Source organism: Xanthomonas sp. NCPPB 3570 (assembly GCF_056725115.1).
Genome location: NZ_CM161513.1, coordinates 838,680 through 856,671 on the forward strand (window position 1 = coordinate 838,680; position 17,992 = coordinate 856,671).

Sequence of the window (17,992 nt, forward strand, 5' to 3'; positions counted from 1 at the left end):
CAAGAGTCCGTTTTTAGGGTTTTTCCTGACACCATGAATCCCATCCAGTTCCTTCGTCGCCATATCGCCAACCTGCCCATGGCACGCAAGTTCGTCGTGCTGTGCACGTTGATCGCGCTCGGCGTGATCCTGTTGGCCGTTGCCGCGGCACGCCTGCAATATCTCGATTTGATCGACGCGCGCAAGCAGACCGTGAAGACGCAGGTCGACATGGGCCTGAGCGTGATGCAGCACTACGCCGACCTGGCCAAGCGCGGTGAGATGACGCAGGCGCAGGCGCAGGCGGCGGCCAAGGGTGCGCTCGCCGACATGAAGACCAACCGCGGCGTGGACTACTTCTTCATCGTCGACCCGCAGATGCGCATCGTCATGCATCCCAAGCGCGCGGTCGGCACCGACATGAGCGGCTACAAGAGCGACGCCGGCGAGTACGTCTATCGCGATATCCAGACCGCGGTGCGCAGCGGCGACGGCTTCAGCTACTACACCGCGCCCAAGCCCGGCAAGAAAGAGCAACTGCCGAAGATCAGCTACGCCGCGCTGTACCCGCAATGGAACTGGGTGCTGGTGATGGGCGTGTACGCGGAAGACATCCAGGCCGAGGCGATGGGCTTCACCAGGATCCTCACCGTGATCGGCGCGGCGCTGGTGGCGCTGGTGGTGGGCCTGTGCTGGCTGATCGCCGGCGCCATCGTCGCTCCGTTGCGCGGTGCCACGCGGACCGCCGAGGCGATCGCCTCCGGCCGCTTCGACAATCCGATCAAGGTGGAGTCGCGCGACGAGACCGGCCAGTTGATGACCAGCATGCAACAGATGCAGACCCAGCTGCAGCGCTTCAACGGGGAGATGCAGACCCTGGTGCGGCTGCAGCAGGGCGAGGACATCAGCCATCGCATGCCGGAAGACTTCCCGGGTGACTACGGCACGCTGGCGCACGGCATGAACACGGCGCTGTTCGAACACCTGGACGCCATCGTCGAGGCGATGGCGATCATGGACGAGTACGGTCGCGGCGACCTGCGCCGCGACATGCGCCGGCTGCCGGGGCAGCGCGCTGCGCTGCACGAGGCGCTGGACGTGGTCAAGGCGAACCTGTCGGCGGTCAACGGCGACATTGCGCGCCTGGCCGATGCGGCCGCGCGCGGCGACTTCAGCGCCCGCGGCGACGAGGCGCGCTACGAGTTCGCGTTCAAGGAAATGGTGGAGGCGCTGAACCGGCTGATGCGTCAGGCCGACAGCGGCCTGGCCGACGTCGGCCGGATCATGGGCGCGATCGCCGATGGCGACCTGTCGCAGCGCGTGGACGTGCGCTACGAAGGCGCGTTCGGCACCCTTGCCGACGCCGCCAACCGCACCGCCGAGCAACTGACCGGCATCGTGCAGGGCATCCAGCGTGCGGTCGGCTCGATCAACACCGCCGCCAGCGAGATCGCCAGCGGCAATAGCGACCTGTCGGTGCGCACCGAGCAGCAGGCGGCCAGCCTGGAAGAGACCGCCGCCTCGATGGAGGAACTGACCTCCACCGTGAAGCAGAACGCCGACAGCGCGCGCCAGGCCAACCAACTGGTGCTGAGCACCGGCGAGGTGGCCGAGAACGGCGGCCGCGCGGTCGAAGAAGTGGTGGCGACCATGGCCTCGATCAGCGCCGCGTCGGCGCGTATCGCCGACATCATCGGCGTGATCGACGGCATCGCGTTCCAGACCAACATCCTGGCGCTCAACGCCGCGGTGGAAGCCGCGCGCGCCGGCGAACAGGGCCGCGGCTTCGCGGTCGTGGCCTCGGAAGTGCGCTCGCTGGCGCAGCGTTCGGCAGCCGCGGCCAAGGAGATCAAGACCCTGATCTCCGACTCGGTGCAGGAAGTGGAACAGGGCTCGACCCTGGTCAACCGCGCCGGCACCACCATGACCGAGGTGGTCGCCTCGGTGAAGCGGGTCACCGACATCATGGCCGAGATCTCCGCGGCCAGCGCCGAGCAGAGCGCGGGCATCGACCAGGTCAGCAAGACGGTGATGCAGCTGGACGAGGGTACCCAGCAGAACGCGGCACTGGTGGAAGAAGCCAGCGCGGCGGCCAAGAGCATGGAAGACCAGGCGGCGGAACTGGCGCGCGCGGTGGCGGTGTTCCGCCTCGCCGGCGGCGCCGCCATCAGCGCGGCACCGGCCCGAGTGACGAAGCCGCAGCCGGCCAGGCCGGCGGTGCGTGCGGTGGCCGCTGCCGCCAAGCCCAAGCCCGCGGCGCCCGTGCGGCAACCGGAGGCCAAGCCGCGCGCGATCCAGGGCGTGCCGGCGGACAGCGCGGAGTGGGAAGAGTTCTGAGCCAGTGCGGCGTGGTGGCATCCGCCGCCACGCCGTGTTCGTCTGGTCTTTGCGGGAGCGGCTGCGGTTGCGACGGGCTTTCCAGGGAAGGCTTCGTCGCGACCGACGTCGCTCCCACATTGCATTCCGGGATGCTGGCGAACGCGCGATGACATTGTCGTAGGAGCGGCTTCAGCCGCGACCGGGGCGTGCCCAGGAATCCTGGCCGCGGCTGAAGCCGCTCCTACAAGTGATGGCACCGCCTGGCAGGAGAGGCGCGTCCGCTAGCTTCTTCATCCACTCTTTGCCCGTCGCTGCCTATGGTCGCAGCGACGGTGCGCCGGCATCGCGGCGCGTGGAGGAGAGCCGATTGCATGTTCTGGAAACGCAATAGCCTGTCGATCGTACTGCTGGCGCTGAGCCTGCTGTTCATGGCCGGCCAGGCGCTCAGTGGCCACCAGGCCTACAACGAGGAACTGCGCCAGCAGGGGCTGGCAGCCTTGCCGATGTGGGAGTACCTGCACAGCGGGCATTTCATCGGCGCGTTGTTCGAGAACTGGGAGAGCGAGTTCCTGCAGATGGGCATGTACGTGGTGCTGACGGTGAAGCTCCGCCAATGGGGCTCGGCCGAGTCGCGGCCGCTGGCGCCCGCCGAGGAAGACGACGCCGTCGCGCCCGGCCCGGTGCCGTGGCCGGTGCGCGCCGGCGGCATCTGGCTGGCGCTGTACGAGCGCTCGCTGGCGCTGGCCTTCGGCGCCCTGTTCCTGCTCAGCTTCGTCCTGCATGCGCTGGGCAGCTGGCGCCACGAGGTGGCCGAACAGGCGATGCAGCATCGGCCGCCGCCGTCCTTCTGGGAACACGTCAGCGGCGCGCAGTTCTGGTTCGAATCGATGCAGAACTGGCAGAGCGAGTTCCTGGCCGTGTTCGCGCTGGTGGTCCTGACCATCTGGCTGCGGCAGAAGGACTCCCCGCAATCCAAGCCGGTGCATGCGCCGCACCGGCAGACCGGCGACTGAAACGGGGGCTGCCGCGAAAGGGGCGATCACAGCCTATGCCCGGACACACGAACGCCGCGATGCTTGCGCATCGCGGCGTCCTGCGATGGAACCTGCAATGGCGCGTTAGCGCGCCACGCTGCCCTTGGTCGAGCCGGCGCCGGGGCCGGCACCCAGGTCGGCGCCGGTGGTCGGGTCGCTGTCCGGTTGCGACAGCGTGCGCGCCGCCAGCGCCTGCAGCGCGCTCTGCTCCAGTTCGCTCAGGCCCACGCTGGGCATGCCGCTGCCGCCATCCACGGCCACTTGGCGATTGCGGTCGGCAATGGACTCCCACTGGCTGCCGCTGTTCCAGGGACCGTGCATGTCGCCATCGCCCTGCGACATGTCGTAGTAGCGATCGGTGAAGGCCGGATCGCCCGGCAGCTTGCCCGGCGGGAAGTTCGGCTCGATGGAATACAGCGCCTTTTCGAAGGACTTCTGGTGCGCCACTTCGCGTGTCATCAAGAAGGTCAGCGCATCGACGATGCCGGGATCGTCGGTCACGTTGATCAGTCGCTCGTACACGATCTTGGCGCGGGCTTCGGCGGCGATATTGGAGCGCAGGTCGGCGGTGGGTTCGCCGATGCTGTCCACATAGGCGGCGGTCCAGGGTACGCCGCTGGAATTGACCAAGGCAGGACCGCCGCCATAGAGGATCTGCTGGGTCTGGCTGGTGTTGTTGTTGCGGGTGAGGTTGCGCATGTCCTCGGCTTCGGCCATGCCTTCGGACAGCACCGCCTTCGGCCCCTGGTTGAGCATGGCGATGATCGAACCGATGATTTCCAGGTGGCTCAGTTCCTCGGTGGCGATGTCGTACAGCAGATCCTTGCGGCCGGGGTCGACCTCGCCGATGGCCTGGGTGAAATAGCGCATGGCCGCAGCCAGTTCGCCCTGCGGGCCGCCGAATTGCTCCAGCATCAGCGAGGCCAGCGCCGGGTCGGGCTGCGCTACGCGCACCGTGTACATCAGCCGCTTGTTGTGCATGAACATGAAAAATCTCCTGGAGTGCCGCCCGAACGTCGCGACGACGCAGTGGCGCGGCCGGTGGCCGCGCATGGGGGATAGGCGTCTGGGGCGCCGCGGTCCGCCTTTGCCTCAGCGGACCGCAGCGAGGGCGGTCAGGCCGCCTTACGCTTGCGCGCTGCTTCTTCGTTGCCGCCCTGTTCGGCGAGCAGGGTCAGCTTCTCGTCGGTGGACTTCTCTTCATTGAGCGTTTCCAGCAGCAGGGACAGCGCGTCGTCCATGCCCAACTGCTTGGCCATGGCGGCGAGCGTGCCGTAGGACGCGATCTCGTAATGTTCGACCTTCTGCGCACCGCCGATCAGCGCGGCATCGCGCACCGGGCCAGCCTCGATCGACTCGATCACTTCCTTGCCTTCTTCCACCAGGCCTTCCATGGCGGCGCACTTGATCCGCTTCAGGCGCAGGTTGCCTTTCTCGACGATCTGGTCGATGCGTTCGATCTGGCCCTGGGTTTCCTCCAGGTGCGCCTCGAACGCCGCGCGCAGGGCCGGGTTGGTGGCCGCGCGCGCCAAGCGCGGCAAGGCCTTGGTCAGCTGCTTCTCGGCGCTGTAGATGTCCGACAGCTCGTGGATGAACAGTTCGTCGATGGTCTTGACGGCCATTGGGAGTCTCCGGTCGGTGATGGTGGTGGTGCTGTGGGGGGAATGCGCGCGCGTCGTCTCGTGTACGACGGCGTTCAGTGCTTGGCGGTTTCGCCTTCGGTGCGCTCGCGCTTCAGGAACGCCAGGATCGTGGCCTCCTGGTGCTCGATCAGCCATTCGGCCATGGCGATTTCCTGGTCGAGGATGGCGGCGCAGATGTCGGCGATTTCGGTCTGCCCGGCTTCCTTGGCGGCGATGACCAGGGAGCGGTAGCTGGCGATCTCCATGTGCTCGAAGGCGTAGCTCACGCCCAGGCTCTTGGCCACTTCGTCGCTCATCATCGAGTTGCCGGCAGCGTGCACGGTGGCCATCACGCTGGCGACCGTGCCCTTGATCGTGGGGATCGAGCCGTCGAGCATCTCGATGCAGCGCTTGACCTGTTCGGACTGATCGCGGGTTTCGTTGACATGCTGCTCGATGCGCGCCTTCAGCTGCGGGTAGTGCTCCAGGCGACCGGCGGTAGCGGTGAGCATGGTGTTGGCCTCCTGCTCCATCGCATAGGCGTCCTGCAGCCACTTCAACAAGCGTTCGGTGTTGCTTCGGGTCATGGATATCGCTCCAGATGTTGTGCGCGACGCACCTGCATCGCATCGCGCGTCCGTGTGTTTTTCCCCTGTGCGATCAACCTAGACCTGCCGCCGTTAGAGCAGTTGCAGCGCAGAGTGAATGCCGTGCGAGATGCGGCGTGAGGAGCTGTACACGGTCGCGATACGCGCGATGCGCGGGTGATGCGCGTCTTTTGCGCTCGCGCGCTCGTAGGAGCGGCTTCAGCCGCGACAGGCCTTCATGGGAATGCCTGTCGCGGCTGAAGCCGCTCCTACGCGGGAGAGTGCAATGGAACTGTGGCCTGCTACCGAGACAGCAGCAGGCGCGATGCGTGTGTTTGCGTGAGGATCACAGCGACAACATCAGGGGAGAGCCTGTCGCGGCTGAAGCCGCTCCTGCAGCACCGCCAGTCCGCGGCGCTTTTCCCATTCCCGATTCCCCACTCCCGATTCCCAGCCTTACAGCGTCACCGCTCCGCCCGAAATCGTCAGCAGCGTGCCCGAGGTATAGCTCGAGGTATCCGCGGCCAACAGCACGTACGCCGAAGCCAGTTCCGCCGGTTGCCCTGGGCGGCCGAACGGGGTCTGCTCGCCGAACGTGCGCACCGATTCCTCGTCCATGCCGGTGGGGATGAACGGGGTCCAGATCGGGCCCGGCAGCACCGCGTTGACGCGGATTTTCTTCTCGGCGAGCAGGCCGGCCAGGCCGATGGTCAGGTTGGCCAGCGCGCCCTTGGTGGCCGAGTACGGCAGGATGTTGGGCGTGGGCTTCTTCGAATTGACCGAGGCGGTGTTGATGATCGATCCGCCCTCGGGCATGTGCGGCAGTGCCAGCCGCACCAGGTGGAACGGCGCGTGCACGTTGGTGGCGAAGGTCTTCTCCCACTCGTCGAGCGTGATCTCGTCGAAACTGTGGAAGTAGCGCTGGTAGGCGGCGTTGTTGACCAGCACGTCGAGACCGCCGAAGGCCTCGGCCACGGTCTTGATCAGGGTCTCGGCCTGCGTGCGGTCGCTGATGTCGCACGGATGCAGCAGCACGCGCACACCGGCGGCCTCGACCAGCTTGGCGATGCGCTCGGCATCGTCCTGTTCGTCGGGCAGATAGGCGATGGCGACGTCGGCACCTTCGCGCGCATAGGCGATCGCCACCGCCGCGCCGATGCCGCTGTCGCCGCCGGTGATCAGGGTGCGCTTGCCCTGCAGCAGGCCATGGCCGACGTAGCTGTCTTCGCCGTGATCCGGTTTCGGATCCATGGCCTGGGTCTTGCCGGGGAAAGATTGCTGCTGGGCCTTGAAGGGCGGCGACGGGTAATTGGGAACGGCCATGTGCGTACCTCGTTGGGGGAGTGTCCAACGAGGGTGGGCAGGCGAAGGTAAAGCCAAGGCCAACACCATGTGCGCGGCATGTCACGACGCCGGCCCATGCACGCGCCGGACAGCGCGCTGCGGCAGCGGGCGCTGCCGCGAACTCAGCCGGCGGCGAGCGTGCGCGCGCCGACGATGATCATGCGCAGCATCGCGGTGATCTGCCGGATCAGTTCAGGATCCTTCTCCGGCGGCAGGTCCATCGCGGTGGCTCCCATCGCGAACACCAGCCGGGTGATCGCCTTGGACACCAGTGCCGGCTCGTGCAGCGGCGCGCCTTCCAGCGCGGCCAGGCGGATCAGGTCCACGCGCAGTTCGTCCTCGAAATAGTTCAGCTCGCGATCGACCGCGTGCTTGAACGCGTCCGAACCGACCGTGCCCTCGCGTAACAGGACGTGCAGCAGCTTGTCGTCGGCGCGCAACTGTTCCATGAAAGTCTCCACGGAACTGAGGATGATGCTGCGGCGGTTGCCGGCGGCGCGCTGCCGCGCCTGGCCGATGATGGTGCGCAGCGAGCTGCCGGCCAGGTCGATCAGCGCCACCGCCAGTTCGTCCATGTCGCGGAACTGGCGGTAGAAGCTGTTGGGGGCGATGCCGGCCTCGCGGGTCACCTCGCGCAGGCTCAGCGTGGACACGCTGCGGTGCGGCCCGATCAGTTTGAGCGCGGCAGCCAGCAGGTCCTCGCGCGAGATGGCGCCCTTGCGGGCGTTCGGCGTGTCCGCGGACGGGGGAGGGGAGAGCGTCGTCATGGGCAGACCGGGCCAGGCAATGAGGGATGATAGCGTCTTCAATGAATGCACAAGTGTATAGACATCTGTCTCTGCGCCTGTATAGTGGACACCCATGAATGCTGCCCGCCGTCCCGCCAAACTCCGCCCTGCCGCCCGCGCCCTGCGCGCCTGGGTCAAGCCGGACGTGTTCGATTTCTGGTCCACCCGCCTGCATCCGCTGTGGACCTGGCAGCGCCCGCGCGCCCGGCTGGTGCAGCGCGAGGCCGCCAGCAGCGATGCGGTGACCCTGGTGCTGCAGCCCAACCGCCACTGGCGCGGCCTGCGTGCCGGCCAGCACGTGGAGCTGGGGGTGGAAATCGACGGCCGCCGCTTGCTGCGCAGCTACAGCCCCACGCCGCTGCCGGGCGGGCGCCTGGCGATCACGGTCAAGACCATCGACGGCGGCCGGGTCAGCCAGTACCTGGCCGGCGCCGCGCGCATCGGCGAGGTGTTCGAGCTCGGCCAGGCCTATGGCGAGATGGTGCTGCCGACCGCGCCGCACGGCCGCTGGCTGCTGCTGGCCGCCGGCAGCGGCATCACCCCGATGCGTGCGCTGCTGCGGCAATTGGCCGATGCGGGCATGCCGGCCGACGTCGACCTGCTGTACTGGGCGCGGCGCCACGACCAGGTCTGCTTCCGCGAGGAACTGCAGGCGCTGGCCGCGGCGCATCCGCGCTTCCGCCTGCAGTTGGCTATCACCGGCGAGGGCGAAACGCCGGCGCCGCGCGTGGACACGCTGCCGCTGGACGCCCTGGGCGACCTGGGGCAGGCGCAGGTGCTGGCCTGTGGCCCGGGCGGTTTCGTGCAGGCCGCGCGTGCACGCCTGCAGCACCAGGTGGCGCGCTTCCAGGCCGAGGCGTTCACCCCGCCGCCGGCGCCTGCCGATGTCGAGCAGGGCACCGTGGCGGTGACCCTGGCGCGCAGCGGTCGCGTGCTGCAGCTGCCGCGCGGCCAGTCGCTGCTCACCGCGCTGGAGGCTGAAGGCCTGCGGCCCAAGCACGGCTGCCGCATGGGCATCTGCAACAGCTGCGCCTGCGGCAAGCAGGCCGGCATCACCCGTGATCTGCTCAACGGCGCCCATGCCGCCGAACCCGGTTCGCTGAAGCTGTGCGTCAACAGCGCCAGCAGCGACCTGACCCTGGACCTCTGAAGGACTTCCCCATGGCGGCTCCCCGCAACCGCGCACTCTCCCCGGCCGAACTGCAGGCCTTCGGCGACGAACTGGACGCGCTGCGCGCGCGCACGCTCGCCGACCTCGGCGCGCGCGATGCGCGCTACATCCGCCGCATCGTCGCCGCGGTGCGCTACACCGGCGTGGCCGGCCGCGCGCTGCTGTTCCTCGGCGCCTTCGTGCACAGCGTGCTGGTGCCGGCGTGGATCGCCGGCGTGCTGCTGCTGACCCTGTCCAAGATCCTGGAGAACATGGAACTGGGCCACAACGTGATGCATGGCCAGTACGACTGGATGGGCGATGCGCACCTGAACGGCAACACCTACGAGTGGGACATCGTCGCCACCGGCGACAACTGGCGCAAGACGCACAACTTCAAGCACCACACCTACACCAACGTGCGCGGCATGGACGACGACATCGGCTATGGCCTGCTGCGCATCTTTCCCGAGCAGCGCTGGCGCCCGTTCTACCTGGCGCAACCGTTCATCGCGGTGGTGTTCGCGCTGCTGTTCGAATGGGGCGTGGCGATCCAGGACCTGCGCCTGGGCCGCTGGCTGGCCGGCAAGATGAAGCGCGGCGAATTGAAGCGGACGTTCCTGCCGGTCGGGCGCAAGATGGGGCGGCAGATCTTCAAGGACTACATCCTGTTCCCGGCCCTGGCGGGCCCGTTCTTCCTGACGGTGCTGCTGGGCAACCTGGCCGCCAACGTGCTGCGCAGCATCTGGACCTTCGTGATCATCTTCTGCGGCCACTTCACCGCCGATGCCGAAACCTTTCCCAAGGAGTCGATCAAGAACGAGTCGCGCGGGCATTGGTACCTGCGCCAGCTGCGCGGTTCCTCCAACCTGGCCGGCGGCAAGTTGCTGAACGTGCTGTCGGGCAACCTCAGCCACCAGATCGAGCACCATTTCTTCCCGGACGTGCCGGCCAACCGCTATGCGGGGCTGGCGGTACAGGTGCGCGAGATCTGCGCGCGCTACGGCCAGCACTACAACACCGGCTCGCTGCCCAAGCAGTTCGGCCAGGTGGTGTGGCGGATCCTGCGCCACGCCTTCCCGAGCCGGCCACGTCCGGTGCGCGCGCTGCAGGCGGCGACGCAACAAGCCGGCTGAGCGCCGCGCCAGGGATGGCAAAAAGGCGGGGGCAACCCCGCCTTTTTCGTTGGCTCGGCACTGGCGCGATGTGCACGTCTCGCTCACGGCGCGCTTCAGATCATCCTGGGCGCCTGCACATGCCGGGCGCGGCGTTGCAGGCATCTCCCGTTGCGCGAGGGCCTGCGATGAAACCTGCCAAGCTGTTCAATGTCGTCGCCAAAAAAGCGTCGTATGCGGCCGGCACGCCATGGACGTTCTGCATCGCCGTGGCGATCGTGCTGATCTGGGGCATCAGCGGGCCGGTGTTCGGCTTCAACGACACCTGGCAACTGGTCATCAACACCGGCACCACCATCATCACCTTCCTGATGGTGTTCCTGATCCAGCACACCCAGAACGCCGACACCGCGGCGATGCAGATCAAGCTCGACGAGCTGATCCGGGTCAGCGCCAAGGCCAACAACGAGCTGCTGGATCTGGAAGAACTGGACGAGAAGCGGCTGGAAGAGATCCGCCGCCAGTACGAGGAACTGGCGCGCAAGGCCGGGGAGGAACTGCGTGCGCGCAATTCGCACCACGGCGATGGCCGCGAGACCCACGATCGCCCCAAAGGTTGAGCTGACGTCCACGTCCCTGCAAACGGCGGAAGCAGCGTGTCGGCGGTGGGCGCGCGACACGCCGCTGCGCGTTGCGGGGATCAGGCCGGCGCGGCGCCGTCCGGATCGTCTGTGGCCGCAGTCGCCGAGGCACGCTCGGCGCCCTGCAGGGTGTCGCCATGCGGCGGCGTGGACCGGCCGTCATCCAGTTCGGCTGGTGGCATGGGCGAGGCCGTGTCGGCCACGGTGGTGTGGGCGTTGCGGCGATAGGCGCGGATGGCGGCATAGGCCGTGCCGGCCAGCGCAAGTTTCCAGAGTAGACCGGACATCGCAGGGCTCCAGTGCGGAAGGAACGGCCAGCGTCGGCCAGCACGGGTGGCGCAGGCGTGCAGGTTGCGTGCGTGCGGCGTGGTCGCGCCGGTCGGCATCCTGGCCGTTGCTCGCGCGGCCTTCATCGCAGCTTGCATGCCGGCTAACGCATGCCGGCCTAGCGTAAGTCGCTCACACGCTTCTGCAGGAGAGTTCGTCATGGCCCAGCGCAACGCACCTCCCACCGGCACGCACGATGTCCGCCAGGCCGCCTACCGCGGCACGCAAGGCGATGTGTCGACCGACAGCGGCGTGCCGCGCGGTCGCGACCGCGACGTGCCATCGCAGCCCATGCCATCGCCGCTCGCACGGACACCGCAGGACCACGGCGAGGACCGCAGCGGGCGCAGCCAGCCCAACCTCGGCCAGGCCGGTACCTACGGCGCCACCGGCGAGCATGCCGGCGGCGCACACGGCAAGGCCGCCACACCTGGCGGCTATCACGAGGACGATGGCGATGCGGCACACGACGCTGCCGCTGCACGCGGCGAAGACTAGCCGCACCGTGCGCTGAACGTACACTCTGCAGGCGCGGGCGTGTGCCGGCTGCGCCACGCGTCGGTAACGCGCGCGGTGCGACCATGCCGCTCCCCACCCGGAGATAAGCGCGTATGTCCAAGCAGACCATGGCCCGCCTGCTCGCCGAAACCCTGCACAGTGCGGGCGTGGAGCGGATCTGGGGCGTCACCGGCGACAGCCTCAACGGCCTGACCGACGCGCTGCGGCAGATGGACAGCATCGAGTGGATGCACGTGCGCCATGAGGAAGTGGCCGCCTTCGCTGCTGGCGCCGAAGCCGCGGTCAGCGGCAAGCTGGCGGTGTGCGCCGGCAGTTGCGGGCCCGGCAACCTGCACCTGATCAACGGCCTGTTCGATTGCCACCGCAGCCATCAGCCGGTGCTGGCGATCGCCGCGCACATCCCGTCCTCGGAAATCGGCCTGAGCTATTTCCAGGAAACCCACCCGCAGGAACTGTTCCGCGAGTGCAGCCACTACGTCGAACTGGTGACCAACCCGGCGCAGATGCCGGAAGTGCTGCAGCGGGCGATGCGCACGACGATCCTGCGCCGCGGCGTGGCGGTAGTGGTGATTCCAGGCGACGTGGCGCTGCAGGAGATGCCCAAGGGCACGCCGACGACCTGGCCTGCGCTGGCCACCCCGCGCATCCTGCCGGCCGACGCCGACGTGGCCAAGCTGGCCGATCTGCTGCAGGCGAGCAAGGCCACCACCTTGCTGTGCGGCAGCGGCTGTGCCGGCGCGCACGACGAGGTGGTGGCGCTGGCCGACGCGCTCGGCGCGCCGATCGTGCACGCGCTGCGCGGCAAGGAACACGTGGAGTGGGACAACCCGTTCGACGTCGGCATGACCGGCCTGATCGGCTTCAGTTCCGGCTACCAGGCCATGCTCAACTGCGACACCTTGCTGATGCTCGGCACCGACTTCCCCTACCGGCAGTTCTATCCCAAGGACGCCACCATCGTGCAGGTCGACAACGACCCGGCCGCGCTGGGGCGGCGTACGCCGTTGCAGCTAGGCATCGCCGCCGACGTGCGCGAGACCATCGCCGCGCTGCTGCCACGCCTGCAGCGGCGCGAGGACCGCGGGTTCCTGGAGAAGTCGCTGGCCCACTACCGCAAGGCGCGCGAAGGGCTCGACGATCTGGCGGTGGCCTCGGCGCCCGGCGAGCCGCTGCATCCGCAGTTCGTCACCCGCATGGTCGATGCGCTGGCCGACGCCGATGCCATCTTCACCTGCGACGTCGGCACGCCGACGGTGTGGGCGGCGCGCTATCTGACCATGAACGGGCAGCGCCGCCTGCTCGGCTCGTTCAACCACGGCTCCATGGCCAATGCGATGCCGCAGGCATTGGGCGCACAGGCGCAGTTCCCGCGCCGGCAGGTGATCTCGCTGTCCGGCGATGGCGGTTTCACCATGCTGATGGGCGATTTCATCACCCTGGCCCAGCTCGGCCTGCCGGTGAAGGTGGTGGTCTACAACAACGGCTCGCTGGGCTTCGTAGCGATGGAAATGAAGTCGGCCGGCTATCTGGACACCGGCACCGACCTGAGCAATCCCGACTTCGCCGCGATGAGCAACGCCATGGGCATCCTGGGCCTGCGCGTGGACGAATCGGCGCAACTGGAATCGGCGCTGCGCGAAGCGTTCGCGCATCCCGGCCCGGCGCTGGTGGACGTGCGCGTGGCCAGCCAGGAGCTGGCGATCCCGCCGGCGATCAAGCTGGAACAGGCCAAGGGCATGGGCCTGTACCTGCTGCGCGCAGTGATGAGCGGACGCGGCGACGAGGTGCTGGAGTTGGTCAAGACCAACCTGCGCTGAGCGCGGCCCACACCGCGGCCCGCGGCGGTCGTTCGCCACGTCGGGTCGCGGGACCGCGACGACCCGGCTACGATCGCCGCGGTTCGCCCCGCCTCTTCCGTTGCGCCCAAGGTAGGCCATGCCCCGTTCGCTGCTGCGGCAACTGCTGTTGATCTGGATCGTCATCGTCGCCGCCTGCGTCGGCATGGCGGTGGTGCTGGTCGGGCTGTACCGGCACAGCGAGGGCGTGCGCGCGGAACGTGCGCAAACCGGGTTGCGCGAGGTGTGCACGCGCATGGTGCAGCGCTACAACGGCGCCAGCGCCGCTGCCCACGGCAGCGACGGCACCGGCCTGGCGGCGGTGGTGTCGCAGTTGGTGCTGGCCGATGCGGCCGGCGTGGAAGGCGGCTTCTGGGACCGCCAGCGCGGCTTCCTGGCTTACGCCTACCCGACCTACGATGGGACCGAGCACAAGACCGATGTGCCCTCGGCCGAGCGCAACGTCATCGTCGCCACCGTGCAGCGCGGGGTGGAGGCGCAACACACGGTCGACTACCGCCGCGACGGGCAGCGCGAGAGCCTGCTGATCGCGGCCTGCCCGCTGGACCGCAACGCCGCGGCCTGGGCCATGACCCGCGTGGCTTCCAGCGACGCCGCGGCCAGCCTGCCGCTGGCGCTGGGGATGGCGCTGATCCTGGCGCTGGTGGTGGTGTCGGCGCTGGCGCTGGGCTGGGTGGTACGGCGCTGGAGCCAGCGCCTGCAGGGCATCCAGCAGGCCCTGGCGACGCCGGCCGAGGTGCCGCAGATCCCCAAGACCGGCGCGCCGGAACTGGACCGGCTCGGCGCCGCGGTCACCGACTACGCGCAGCGCAACGCGCAGGCGCTGGCCGAGACCCGTCGGCTCGGCGAGGAACTGTCGCGGCACGAGCGCTTGGCCGCGCTGGGGCGCATGACCGCGACCGTGGCGCACGAAATCCGCAACCCGATCGCGACCCTGCGCCTGGCGCTGGAGAACCAGATCGCCGCGCACGCGCACGGTGCCGACGATGCCCAGGCACAGTTGATGCTGGCGCAGATCCAGCGCCTGGACGGCGTGGTGGAAAGCCTGCTCGGCATGGTCCAGCCGATCCGCCTGCACCGGCAGACGGTGGCGCTGCAACCGTGGCTGCAGGCGCTGCTGGACCCGGCCGACTGGGATGGGCAGACGCCGCCGATCGCGCTGCGCCTACAGGCGGCATCGGAGCAGTGGATGCTGGATCCGCAGCAGGCTGCGCGCGCCCTGCACAACCTGCTGCGCAACGCCCTGCAGCACGCCGCGCCCGGCACCGAGGTGATCCTGGCGGCGCAGGCCGAGAACGACCTGCTGCACCTGCGCGTGCGCAACCAGGGCGAGCCGGTGCCGGCGCCGGTGGCCGCGCACCTGTTCGAACCGTTCGCCAGCGGCCGCAGCGACGGCAACGGCCTGGGCCTGGCGCTGGTGCGCGAGATCGCCCGCGCCCATGGCGGCGAGGCGCACTACACGCATCGCGACGGCATCACCGAGTTCAGCCTGGAGCTGCCATGGCGCGCATCCTGATCATCGACGACGACCTGGCATTTCTGAGCACCCTGCAGGCGACGCTGCGCTCGTTCGGCCACGACGTCGTGGCCGTGGCCGACCCGCGCGAGGGCCTGGCGCGGCTGGGCGAGGGTGGCCTCGACCTGGCCTTCGTCGATTTCCGCATGCCCGGCATGGACGGCATCGCGCTGATGCGCGCACGCCAGGACGACGCGCAGGCCATGCGTGTGCCGTTGGTGATGCTCACCGCGCATGCGTCCAGCGGCAACACCATCGAGGCGATGAAGCTCGGCGCCTTCGATCACCTGGTCAAGCCGGTGGGCCGCGCCGATATCGCCGAGGTGGTCGAGCGCGCCCTGCGCAGCCGCGGCGAGGACATGCCGGATGTCGCACCGGCCATGCCGGCGGAGGAGGACGACGCGCTGCTCGGTCACAGCGCGGCGATGCGCACCGTGCACAAGCGCATCGGCCTGGCCGCCGCCTCCGACCTGCCGGTGCTGATCACCGGCGAGACCGGCACCGGCAAGGAACTGGCGGCGCGCGCGCTGCACCGCGCCAGCGCCCGCGCCGCGCAGCCGTTCGTGGCGATCAATTGCGCCGCCATCCCCGCCGAGCTGATGGAGAGCGAGCTGTTCGGCTACCGCAAGGGCGCGTTCTCCGGCGCGGTGAGCGACCGCAACGGCCTGATCCGCGACGCCGACGGCGGCACCCTGTTCCTCGACGAGATCGGCGACATGCCCTTGCCGATGCAGGCCAAGCTGCTGCGCTTCCTGCAGGAAGGCGAGGTGTCGCCGCTGGGCGGGCGCGGCGCGCAGAAGGTGGACGTGCGGGTGATCGCCGCCACCCACCGCGACCTGCTGCAGGCGGTGGACGCCGGGCGTTTCCGCAGCGACCTGCGCTACCGGCTCAACGTGGTGCCGATCGAACTGCCGCCGCTACGCGAGCGCGGCGACGACATCCTGCTGCTCGCCCAGCACTTCCTCGCCGCCGGCGCCAGCGCCCCGCAGACCTTGTCGCCCGCGGCACAGGCGCGCCTGCGCGCCTATCCCTGGCCGGGCAACGTGCGCGAACTGCGCAACGCCATGCAGCGCTGCCAGGTGCTGGTGCGTGCGCCGGTGGTGGAGGCGCACGATCTGGACGAGCTGCTGGCCCAGCCCGCCGAGACGCCCACGACGCTGGACACCGAGGCGCTGACCCTGCCGCAGGCGATCGCGCAACTGGAACGGCAGATGATCCAGACGGCGCTGACCCAGGCCCACGGCAACCGCGCCGAGGCCGCGCGCCGGCTCGGCATCCATCGCCAGTTGCTGTACCGCAAGCTCGACGAGTATGGGTTGTAGCGGCGCGCTTTGCGCGCCGCCGGGATTGGGGATTGGGGATTCGTCAAAGCGAGTGCAGCCGCATGATGTCTGGCGCTTTTGCGAATCCCCAATCCCGACTCCCCAATCCCTTCCATCCACACCTGTCCGCAAAGCGGACAGGTGTGGATGGAAAGGAGACACCGCTGATGCCGTGTCAGCGAAAGATGTATTTAAAAATCAATGGCTTAACAGTTGGCACGGCCTCTGCATTATCTCTCCTGCGAGCGGCGCCCCCTTGCCGCTCAGGAGGAACTCCCATGATCCGTCGTAGCGCACTCGCTCTGTCCCTGGTGCTGGCCACCGCCGCTGCCGCTGCCACCGCGCAGGTGCCGGCGCCCCCCGCACCTCCCGCTCCGCCGGCGCCCGGCAGCGTCCCGGCACCGCCGCCGCCGCCCGCGGCGTCCGTCGCCGCCACGCCGGTGCGCGTGGACGGCACCGTCGAGCGTTTCATCCTCAACCCCAATGGCGACGTCGATGGCCTGTGGCTGATGGACGGCACCCAGGTCAGCTTCCCGCCGCACCTGTCGGCCGATCTGCAGGCCGCGGTGCGCCGTGGCGATGCGGTGTCGGTGCAGGGCTACCGCCTGGGCAGCCTGCCGCTGCTGCAGGCCAGCAGCATCACCGCGCGCCGTAGCGGCAAGCAGGTGGTCGACCGTCCGCCGAACCCGATGACGCCCCCGCCGGCCCCTCCGGTGCCGCCGTCCCTGACCCCGCTGCAGGCCGATGGCCGTATCGAGCGTCTGGTCTACGGCCCGCGCGGCGACACCGCCGGCGTGTTGCTGAGCGACGGCACCGTGGTGCGCATGCCGCCGCCGGCTGCCCAGCAGTACAGCGAACTGCTGCGGCCCGGCGCGCGCCTGAGCGTCAACGGCTTCGGCGTGCTGACCCAGGTCGGCCGCTCGGTGGAGGCTACCCAGGTCGGCCGCGATCGCAATTCGCTGCAGGCGGTGTTCGCGCCGCCGGCCCCGCCTGCACCGCCGGCCGCACCGCCGCCGGCCCAGCCGGGCGCACCGGGTGCGCCGGCCACCCCGCCGCCGCCGGCTCCGCGTTGATCCGGGCGCTGCTGCAAAGCGCCTGACCCCTGCGCCCGCCGTTCGCGGCGGGCGCCGCCGGCCCCCGCCGGCATCCCCCTTGTTCGTCTGGAGAATGCAATGCATTGGGTCGATCCCGATTCCCTGCCGGAAACCCGTGGCACGCTCGCGCGCTTCCTGCTCAATCCCAAGGCCGACGTCGACGGCCTGCTGTTCGACGACGGCACCGAAGTGCACACCCCGCCGCACCTGTCGGCGCAATTGCTGAAGGCGCTGCGTCCGGGCGCCGGCCTCGGCGTGCGCGGACTCAAGCCGCGCGGCGCCGATGTGCTGGTGGCGCTGGCGGTGGATCCGGACGGTGCCGAGCGTATCGTCGACGAGGGCCCGCATGCCGCGCCGCATAAGCCCAAGCCCAAGCCGCCGGCCAAGCCCACGTCCGCGCAGGACGCGGTGCACCACGCCGGCACCATCGCGCGGCTGCTGCACGGCCCGCACGGGCAGGTGCATGGCGCGCTGCTGGAGGACGGGCTGATCGTGCGCTTCCCGCCGCACGCGGTGCCGGAATCGGCGCGCTGGCTGGCCGCCGGCAAGCCGCTGGCGGCGCAGGGCGAACTGCTTGAGTCCGCGCATGGCCAGGTGCTGCATGCGCAGGCGCTGGGCGCCAGCGCCGCGACGCTGCAGCCGTTGCCGCCGAAACCGAAGCCGCCCAAGCCTCATCACAAGCCGTTGCACGCGCATGCGGATGATGCTGCGCCGAAGCATGGGCACAAGGCGAAACCGAAGCCCAAGCCGAAGTCCCACTAAGTGCCGCGTCGTCGCGG

At 69.1% G+C, this 17,992-nt stretch carries 17 protein-coding genes; 11 read left to right on the plus strand and 6 right to left on the minus strand.

Annotation, left to right across the window (positions count from 1 at the left end):
- The first annotated feature begins 33 nt into the window (after positions 1-33).
- Both AC1PLR_RS03640 and AC1PLR_RS03645 read left to right on the plus strand, forming a co-directional pair.
- Entirely contained in the window at positions 34-2,316 is a 2,283-nt protein-coding gene (locus AC1PLR_RS03640) for a methyl-accepting chemotaxis protein (RefSeq protein WP_481102713.1), read from the plus strand.
- A 353-nt stretch (positions 2,317-2,669) separates the two neighbouring features.
- The gene (locus tag AC1PLR_RS03645; protein WP_010340750.1) at positions 2,670-3,311 is read left to right on the plus strand and encodes a DUF6766 family protein; all 642 of its coding nucleotides are present in this window, start codon (positions 2,670-2,672) and stop codon (positions 3,309-3,311) included.
- A gap of 105 nt (positions 3,312-3,416) precedes the next feature.
- On the opposite strand, the gene AC1PLR_RS03650 is transcribed toward AC1PLR_RS03645, so the two are convergent.
- From AC1PLR_RS03650 to fabR, 5 genes are all read right to left on the minus strand, one after another.
- On the minus strand, positions 3,417-4,319 hold the full coding sequence (locus AC1PLR_RS03650) for a manganese catalase family protein (protein WP_481102714.1): 903 nt from the start codon (positions 4,317-4,319) through the stop codon (positions 3,417-3,419).
- A gap of 128 nt (positions 4,320-4,447) precedes the next feature.
- Positions 4,448-4,954, minus strand: coding sequence for a YciE/YciF ferroxidase family protein (locus AC1PLR_RS03655; protein ID WP_152240350.1), 507 nt, complete (start codon positions 4,952-4,954; stop codon positions 4,448-4,450).
- A 74-nt stretch (positions 4,955-5,028) separates the two neighbouring features.
- Positions 5,029-5,541 carry a ferritin-like domain-containing protein gene (locus AC1PLR_RS03660; protein ID WP_481102715.1) on the minus strand — a complete coding sequence of 171 codons (513 nt, stop codon included), beginning with the start codon at positions 5,539-5,541 and terminating at the stop codon, positions 5,029-5,031.
- A gap of 456 nt (positions 5,542-5,997) precedes the next feature.
- Entirely contained in the window at positions 5,998-6,864 is an 867-nt protein-coding gene (locus tag AC1PLR_RS03665) for an SDR family oxidoreductase (protein ID WP_481102716.1), read from the minus strand.
- A gap of 143 nt (positions 6,865-7,007) precedes the next feature.
- Positions 7,008-7,652: an HTH-type transcriptional repressor FabR gene (gene fabR, locus AC1PLR_RS03670; protein ID WP_017912841.1), complete on the minus strand. Its 645-nt coding sequence runs from the start codon at positions 7,650-7,652 to the stop codon at positions 7,008-7,010.
- Positions 7,653-7,746: 94 nt separating this feature from the next.
- Here fabR and AC1PLR_RS03675 point away from each other — a divergent pair, with 94 nt between their 5' ends.
- The 3 genes from AC1PLR_RS03675 to AC1PLR_RS03685 all read left to right on the plus strand — a co-directional run bounded on the left by AC1PLR_RS03675 (position 7,747) and on the right by AC1PLR_RS03685 (position 10,558).
- Positions 7,747-8,823: a ferredoxin reductase gene (locus AC1PLR_RS03675; protein ID WP_481102717.1), complete on the plus strand. Its 1,077-nt coding sequence runs from the start codon at positions 7,747-7,749 to the stop codon at positions 8,821-8,823.
- A gap of 11 nt (positions 8,824-8,834) precedes the next feature.
- Complete coding sequence (locus AC1PLR_RS03680; RefSeq protein ID WP_481102718.1) at positions 8,835-9,959, plus strand: fatty acid desaturase family protein; 1,125 nt, start codon at positions 8,835-8,837, stop codon at positions 9,957-9,959.
- A 167-nt stretch (positions 9,960-10,126) separates the two neighbouring features.
- Positions 10,127-10,558 (plus strand): low affinity iron permease family protein, encoded by a 432-nt coding sequence (locus AC1PLR_RS03685; protein ID WP_481102719.1) that lies wholly within the window; start codon positions 10,127-10,129, stop codon positions 10,556-10,558.
- An 80-nt stretch (positions 10,559-10,638) separates the two neighbouring features.
- Here AC1PLR_RS03685 and AC1PLR_RS03690 read toward each other — a convergent pair whose 3' ends face one another.
- The gene (locus tag AC1PLR_RS03690) at positions 10,639-10,866 is read right to left on the minus strand and encodes a hypothetical protein (RefSeq protein ID WP_481102720.1); all 228 of its coding nucleotides are present in this window, start codon (positions 10,864-10,866) and stop codon (positions 10,639-10,641) included.
- 199 nt (positions 10,867-11,065) lie between these two features.
- Between AC1PLR_RS03690 and AC1PLR_RS03695 the strand changes: the two genes are divergently transcribed.
- The 6 genes from AC1PLR_RS03695 (at position 11,066) to AC1PLR_RS03720 (ending at position 17,975) form a co-directional block, all read left to right on the plus strand.
- A complete protein-coding gene (locus tag AC1PLR_RS03695) occupies positions 11,066-11,404 on the plus strand; it encodes a hypothetical protein (RefSeq protein ID WP_481102721.1) in 339 nt (112 codons plus the stop codon).
- 128 nt (positions 11,405-11,532) lie between these two features.
- Entirely contained in the window at positions 11,533-13,242 is a 1,710-nt protein-coding gene (poxB, locus tag AC1PLR_RS03700; RefSeq protein ID WP_481103522.1) for a ubiquinone-dependent pyruvate dehydrogenase, read from the plus strand.
- A gap of 118 nt (positions 13,243-13,360) precedes the next feature.
- Complete coding sequence (locus AC1PLR_RS03705) at positions 13,361-14,797, plus strand: sensor histidine kinase (protein WP_481102722.1); 1,437 nt, start codon at positions 13,361-13,363, stop codon at positions 14,795-14,797.
- Positions 14,782-16,119: a sigma-54-dependent transcriptional regulator gene (locus tag AC1PLR_RS03710; RefSeq protein ID WP_481102723.1), complete on the plus strand. Its 1,338-nt coding sequence runs from the start codon at positions 14,782-14,784 to the stop codon at positions 16,117-16,119. The genes AC1PLR_RS03705 and AC1PLR_RS03710 overlap by 16 nt, the downstream gene beginning before the upstream one ends.
- A 278-nt stretch (positions 16,120-16,397) precedes the next feature.
- Positions 16,398-17,192 carry a hypothetical protein gene (locus AC1PLR_RS03715; protein WP_481102724.1) on the plus strand — a complete coding sequence of 265 codons (795 nt, stop codon included), beginning with the start codon at positions 16,398-16,400 and terminating at the stop codon, positions 17,190-17,192.
- A 99-nt stretch (positions 17,193-17,291) separates the two neighbouring features.
- Positions 17,292-17,975: a hypothetical protein gene (locus tag AC1PLR_RS03720; RefSeq protein WP_481102725.1), complete on the plus strand. Its 684-nt coding sequence runs from the start codon at positions 17,292-17,294 to the stop codon at positions 17,973-17,975.
- The last annotated feature ends 17 nt before the right edge of the window (positions 17,976-17,992 follow it).